This window comes from Microbacterium umsixpiens (genome assembly GCF_053543675.1).
This window is the reverse complement of record NZ_JBLVOH010000099.1, coordinates 1-5,846: the sequence shown is the minus strand read 5'-3', so window position 1 is coordinate 5,846 and position 5,846 is coordinate 1. Positions and strand designations below refer to the sequence as shown.

8 protein-coding genes and 1 pseudogene are annotated in these 5,846 nt (G+C 69.4%); 4 read left to right on the top strand and 5 right to left on the bottom strand.

Going from position 1 to position 5,846, the window contains the following annotated elements:
- Both ACNPM4_RS10150 and ACNPM4_RS10145 read right to left on the bottom strand, forming a co-directional pair.
- Positions 1–237, bottom strand: a pseudogene (locus ACNPM4_RS10150) (alcohol dehydrogenase); the annotation flags it as partial.
- Positions 238–368: 131 nt separating this feature from the next.
- Positions 369–1,808, bottom strand: coding sequence for a DUF6421 family protein (locus ACNPM4_RS10145; protein WP_448985571.1), 1,440 nt, complete (start codon positions 1,806–1,808; stop codon positions 369–371).
- Positions 1,809–1,880: 72 nt separating this feature from the next.
- Between ACNPM4_RS10145 and ACNPM4_RS10140 the strand changes: the two genes are divergently transcribed.
- Entirely contained in the window at positions 1,881–2,339 is a 459-nt protein-coding gene (locus tag ACNPM4_RS10140; RefSeq protein WP_029260858.1) for an Lrp/AsnC family transcriptional regulator, read from the top strand.
- 11 nt (positions 2,340–2,350) lie between these two features.
- Here ACNPM4_RS10140 and ACNPM4_RS10135 read toward each other — a convergent pair whose 3' ends face one another.
- Complete coding sequence (locus ACNPM4_RS10135) at positions 2,351–3,376, bottom strand: ArsR/SmtB family transcription factor (protein WP_448985570.1); 1,026 nt, start codon at positions 3,374–3,376, stop codon at positions 2,351–2,353.
- 148 nt (positions 3,377–3,524) lie between these two features.
- Between ACNPM4_RS10135 and ACNPM4_RS10130 the strand changes: the two genes are divergently transcribed.
- Genes ACNPM4_RS10130 through ACNPM4_RS10120 form a run of 3 tightly spaced genes read left to right on the top strand, consistent with a single transcriptional unit; the run spans position 3,525 to position 5,116 of the window.
- Positions 3,525–3,785, top strand: coding sequence for a cupin domain-containing protein (locus tag ACNPM4_RS10130; RefSeq protein ID WP_448985569.1), 261 nt, complete (start codon positions 3,525–3,527; stop codon positions 3,783–3,785).
- Positions 3,786–3,799: 14 nt separating this feature from the next.
- On the top strand, positions 3,800–4,090 hold the full coding sequence (locus ACNPM4_RS10125; RefSeq protein WP_448985568.1) for a DUF4287 domain-containing protein: 291 nt from the start codon (positions 3,800–3,802) through the stop codon (positions 4,088–4,090).
- A 51-nt stretch (positions 4,091–4,141) separates the two neighbouring features.
- A complete protein-coding gene (locus ACNPM4_RS10120; protein ID WP_029260862.1) occupies positions 4,142–5,116 on the top strand; it encodes a 1,4-dihydroxy-2-naphthoate polyprenyltransferase in 975 nt (324 codons plus the stop codon).
- A gap of 15 nt (positions 5,117–5,131) precedes the next feature.
- Here the strand turns inward: ACNPM4_RS10120 and ACNPM4_RS10115 are convergent, their stop codons facing one another.
- Positions 5,132–5,431 carry a DUF4229 domain-containing protein gene (locus tag ACNPM4_RS10115; RefSeq protein WP_448985567.1) on the bottom strand — a complete coding sequence of 100 codons (300 nt, stop codon included), beginning with the start codon at positions 5,429–5,431 and terminating at the stop codon, positions 5,132–5,134.
- Positions 5,432–5,440: 9 nt separating this feature from the next.
- Positions 5,441–5,846, bottom strand: a 406-nt coding sequence (locus ACNPM4_RS10110) for a hypothetical protein (RefSeq protein WP_448985566.1), incomplete at its 5' end; no start/stop codon positions are given.

Genomic DNA, 5,846 nt, shown 5'->3' with positions numbered 1-5,846 from the left:
GACGGGGCCGATCTGCCCCGCCAGAACCGTCATCTCATCGAGCGAGGTCGCATCCGCGAGGAAGACCTCCGTGCCCGCATCCGCCAACGGCTGCAGCCCTTCGGCGGACCGGCCGGTCGCGATCACGCGTGCCCCCGCGCCGTGCAGGGCGCGTGCCACCGCCCGCCCCGCCGCACTGGTCGCTCCGGCGAGCACCACCGTGCGGCCGGACAGTCTCGAGTCGATGAGTTCATCCATGTCGCTCACTCTTCCGGTTCGGAGGGGCTTCTGCGGCCGGAACCCGCGGAGAGATCCGCAGAACAGGTTCCGGCCGCAGTGCGGTGCGCCCCAGCGTCACACTCGGAACGCGCGCCATGCGCGCGTGGTCATCAGTCGTCCGTGCCGCGGATGCCCACGGTCGATTCGATGACGGGCTTCATCTTCTTGTGAAGGGTCTCGAAGAACATCGACAGCGGGAACTCGTCGTCCATCACGGCATCCGTGTAGCCCTTCGGCGCACCGGCGAGGATCTCGTCCGAGAGGCCGCGGGCCCACTGCGAGGCCGGGTGCGGGGTGAGCGTGCCGCGGACGAGCTCGTAGGCGGCGAGCCAGTGCGCGACCTTGGGGCGGTCGATCGAGTGCCAGTACAGGTCGTCGATCGCGTCGCCGAGCGCCACGACGGCATCCGGCACGGCGTCCCAGTCGAAGGTGAGAGCCGTGTCGGTCCAGTGCAGCACGCCGCGCTGGTGCAGCCACGCGAACAGCAGCTGTCCGCCGACCGCGTCGTAGTTGCGTGTGCGGGTGCCCGTGATCGAGAAGCGGAAGATGCGGTCGAAGATCACCGCGTACTGCACGAGGTGCGCGTAGTCGTGCATCTCCCGCTCGGTCTCGGTGAGCTCCTCACCGGCGGCGATGCGGGCCGCGAGGGCGCGCTCGATCTTCACCGACTCGCGGAACGCCGTCATGTCGCAGCGCATCTCCTCGAGCGAGTAGAGGAAGAAGGGCATCCGCTGCTTGATCATGAACGGGTCGAACGGCAGATCGCCGCGCATGTGGGTGCGGTCGTGGATGATGTCCCACATGACGAAGGTCTTCTCGGCCACCTGCTGGTCGTCGAGCATCGCGGCGGCCCGCTCGGGCAGGTCGAGGTTGGTGATCTCGGCAGCAGCACGGGTGACGCGACGGTAGCGAGCGGCCTCGCGGTCCTGGAAGATCGCGCCCCACGTGAAGGTCGGGATCTCGCGCATCGCGACGGTCTCGGGGAACAGCACGGCCGAGTTCGTGTCGTAGCCGGGCGTGAAGTCGACGAGCCGCAGCGAGACGAACAGCTTGTTGCCGTAGTCGCCGGCCTCGAGGGCGGCGATGAACTCGGGCCAGATCGTCTCGACGATCAGCGCCTCGACCAGGCGGTCGCTGGAACCGTTCTGCGTGTACATCGGGAACACGACGAGGTGACGGATGCCGTCGACGCGGGTCTGCTGCGGCTGGAAGGCCATGAGCGAATCGAGGAAGTCCGGCACGCCGAAGTCTTCGGATGCCCAGCGGTCGAAGTCGACCACGGAGGCGGTGAGGTACTCCGCGTCGTGCGGGAAGGCAGGGGCGAGTGCGCGGATCGCGGCGGTGATCGCGCCGACGAGCTCGCGGGCAGCGGCGTGGTGCGCGGCATCCGGGATCGAGCCGTCCTTGATCTGCATCTCGCGGAGGGCGATCGCGGCGTCCTTCAGCTGCGCCCAGGCGGCCGACTGCTCGGCGATCGACGCGTCCTCGACGACCTCGGGTTCGCCGACGATGGCCTGGACAGCGGAACTGTTGGCGGAAAGAAGGGACATCGGGACCTCCGATCGGAGTTTTCAACGGAAAGATTCCGGCATATACGGAATCCTGACGATAATCTTACAGCCATGGATGATTCTGTCGACCGCGCGATCCTGACTGCGATCTCCCGTGACGGGCGCGCCACGCTCTCCCAGCTGTCGGAGGCCGTCGGGCTGTCGGTCTCGGCCGTGCAGTCGCGCCTGCGCCGGCTGGAGACGAGGGGAGTCATCTCCGGCTACCAGGCGATCCTCGACCCCGAACAGGTGGGCACCCCGCTCTCGGCCTTCATCGAGATCACCCCGCTCGACCCCGCCCAGCCCGACAACGCTCCGGAGCTGCTGGAGCACCTCGACGCGATCGAGGCCTGCCACTCCATCGCCGGTGACGCGAGCTACATGCTGTTCGTGCGCGTGCCGTCTCCGCGTGCGCTCGAAGAGCTCGTCCGTGACGTGCGGCTCGCGGCGAACGTCAGCACCCGCACCACCGTGGTGCTGCAGACCTACTACGAGCACCGGCCGATCATCCCGGTCGGCTCGGCGGAGTAGTCGGGAGCGCGTCAGAGCACCGCGCCCACCATCGCCTCGCCCAGCGGAGTGCGCAGGTGCAGCATCCGGGTGCCGTCGCGCTCGCTGCCGATCAGCCCCGCGCCCCGCAGCACGGTGAGGTGATGCGACGCGGTCGAGACAGCGACACCGGCATCCTGAGCGACCTGCGATGTCGTGCGGGCGAAGCCTGCTCGGAGCAGGATTCCCGCGCGGGCCGGACCCAGCAGGGCGCCCAGAGCATCCTCGATGTCGGCGGTGTCCCGCGCCCAGCCGGCGGTGACGCCGCGGGCCGGATAGAACAGCGTCGGCTGCGCCGGGGGCTCGGTGAGCACCATGCAGCCCCACGACGACATGACCGACGGCACCAGCACCAGGCCGCTTCCCCGGCAGTCGACCTGTTCGCTGTGGCGACGCAGCGAGACGCGGACGGCGCCTTCTCCCCAGGTCACCTGTGGGTGCAGGTCTCCGGCCATCCCCGCGATGCCGCCGGTCGCGATCCGCTGCGCACGGAACGCGATGTCGGCGCGCAACAGGCGTTCGAGCTGCGGCCAGACGGGAGCCAGCGCGGCATCCCATACCGCGGACCAGGCGTCGGCGATCATCGAGCGCGCCCGTGCCGGCTTCCCCTGCATCTCGCCCAGCGCCCGTTGCCGCGCTCCGGTCGAGCGACGCACCATCTTCCCGAAGTCGACGCGCATCGGGTCGAGAGCTGTGATGCGCAGCTCGTCGAGCTCGCCCTCCGGGCTCAGGTCCCATCGCGGTGCGGTCGTCAGGAAGTCGGGCAGGTAGCCGTCGTCCCCGATGACGGTCGCGAGCAGGGCGAACTCCTCGCGGGGCAGTCGCTCGCGCACGGCACGCAGCCACCCCCATTGCAGGGGATGCGCCTCGGGGCGCCGCAGGACCCGCACGGCGTGGGCCAGCTCGTGCCCGGGCGAGATGCCGAATCGCACCGCCTCGACATCGCCGGGGCTCAGGTGGAACTCGACGCGGTGGTCGGGGTGCTCGACGCCCTCGACGGGCCCTATGTTTCGATTCACATCGAAACTCTAGGGTGGGCCCTGCGCGCTGTCGAGACTGGAGCCATGAACAGCACACCCCCCCGGATCCGGAGTCGTCGCCGGCGCGGACATCCGCATCGGCACGGGCCGCAGTCGCAGGTTCGTCGGCGCAGAGCACGGCGCGGAGGTGTCGTATTTCTTCGTCGAGAACCAGCCGGGCGAAGGCCCGGGGCTGCACTGGCATCCCTACGCCGAGACCTGGGTCGTGATCGAGGGACTTGCCCGCATCGCCGTGGGCGAGGAGACTTTCGTCGCCGGGGCGGGCGACACCGCGACCGGCCCCGCCTTCGTCCCCCACTGCTTCACCAACGCGGGAGACGGGGTCCTCAGGATCATCGGCATCCACGCATCCGCCACCATCATCCAGACGTTCCTCGACGAGGACTGAGCACCAGGAGCACCATGTCCTTCCAGGCATACCTCGACAACATCGAGGCCAAGACGGGGCTGACCCCGCGACAGTTCATCGAGCTCGCGACGGAGAAGGGGTTCGACCGGACGACGAAGGCCACGCCCATCGTCGCGTGGCTCAAGGAGGACTACGCGCTGGGGCAGGGGCACGCGATGGCCCTCGTGCACGTGATCACCAAGGGCCCGCAGATCAGCAGCAAGCACGTCGGCACGGGCGGTGCGCACGGCGACGCCTCCGACACGCTCTGGCTCGACGGCAAGGACAGCAACCCGAACCCCTGATCCGTCGTCCCGCTGAGGTCGGGCATCGCCCCGGCCAGTAGGATTCCCTGCGTGGCAGCATCCTCCCAGCGCAAGAAGAAGAGTCGGACCGCGAAGCACACCCCGGCCCGCACCAGCGGCAACCCGGCGCGGCGTCCGGTCGTCGAGGCGGGGCCGGTCACCGCATCCGATTGGATCGGGGCCGCGCGGCTGCGCACCCTCCCGCTCGCGATCGCCCCGGTGATCATCGGAACCGGTGCGGCGCGCAGCACCGGCCCCGAGTTCCACTGGGTGATCGCGCTCGCGTGCCTCGCCGTCGCGGTGCTGCTGCAGATCGGCGTGAACTTCACGAACGACTACAGCGACGGTGTCCGCGGCACCGACGCCCACCGGGTCGGGCCCGCGCGCCTGACGGCATCCGGGCGGGTGAAGCCGCGCACCGTCCTGATCATCGGCCTGATCTTCTTCGCGCTCGCCGCGGTCGTCGGACTCGCGATCGTCGTGCGCACCGAGCAGTGGTGGATGCTGGCCGTCGGTGCGGCGTGCATCGTCGCGGCCTGGTTCTACACGGGCGGCAAGAGGCCGTACGGGTACTACGGCCTCGGCGAGGTCTTCGTGTTCGTGTTCTTCGGCCTCGTCGCCACGCTCGGCACCACCTGGGTGCAGGTGTTCGAGCTGCCGCTGCAGGCGTGGCTCGGAGCCATCGCAGCAGGCCTGTTCGCGTGTGCCGTGCTGCTCGCCAACAACCTGCGTGACATCGACCAGGACCGCGAGGTCGGCAAGCGCACCCTGACCGTCTTGATCGGACGCCGCGCCACGCAGGTGCTGTTCACCCTGTTCGTCCTGGCGCCGTTCGGCATCGCCGTGTTCCTCGCGCTGCTGTTCCCGATCGCATGGATCTCGCTCCTCGCACTGCTGGCGGGACTCCCTGCCATCGTCATCGTCTGGGCCTACCGGCAGCCGAGGGAGTTGGTGACCGCGCTCGCCCTGACGTCGCTGACATCACTGCTGTACGCCGGCGCCCTGTTCTGGGCGTTCGTCGGCTGAGCAGTAGCGCGGCGGTCAGACCTTTGGGTCGTCGCCGGGCTCGTTCGCGTCGATCGCCTGGTCCTCGGCATCCGCATCGGTCTGGCTGCCCGATGACCGACTCTCGCGGCGCTCCGCGAGTCGGGCCGAAGCGTCGGTGAGCGGTGTGCGCAGGAACAGCATCGAGATGCTCATGCCGATGAGGGCGGCGAAGATCGCGGCGAGCCACCAGTATTCGCGGAAGATCGGGAAGAAGAACCAGAGGATGGCGAGCGGGACGAGGAACGCCAGCAGCCGCAGCACGGTGTAGACGAGGAAAGGCGCGGGCTTCTTCACCCCTCCAGTCTACGTTCGCCGCGCGGGCGGCTCGGCGCCGGTGCCCTCGATGCCGAGTCGAGCGAACGGGATGCCGCGCACCACCCGATGCCACGGGTGCTCCCCGAGTGACCACAGCAGCTTGGCGTCGATGTCGAGCGCCAGGTCTTCGCAGCCGACCGGGAGGGGCATGTCGTCCTGCTCCAGCGCCGACCGCGGCCCGCTCCACAGCGCACCGGGGCGCAGGCCGTCGGACTGCGAGACGAAGTGGCGGTCTCCCCACCGCACCGCTCCCTGCATGCGGGGGATGCCGGGGCTGAAGACGTGCTCCTCGGTGAACCGGCCGTCGGCGTCCTCCGGGATCGAGAACTCGCCGATCCGGCCGCGGTCGTCGGTGCGGTGCTCGCCGATGAGTACACGCCGCAGCGGAGTGCCG

Bases quoted from the DNA above. Each gene is read 5' to 3' on its own strand.
- ACNPM4_RS10145 (WP_448985571.1), bottom strand. From the start codon at position 1,808: ATGTCCCTTCTTTCCGCCAACAGTTCCGCTGTCCAGGCCATCGTCGGC.
- ACNPM4_RS10140 (WP_029260858.1), top strand. From the start codon at position 1,881: ATGGATGATTCTGTCGACCGCGCGATCCTGACTGCGATCTCCCGTGAC.
- ACNPM4_RS10125 (WP_448985568.1), top strand. From the start codon at position 3,800: ATGTCCTTCCAGGCATACCTCGACAACATCGAGGCCAAGACGGGGCTG.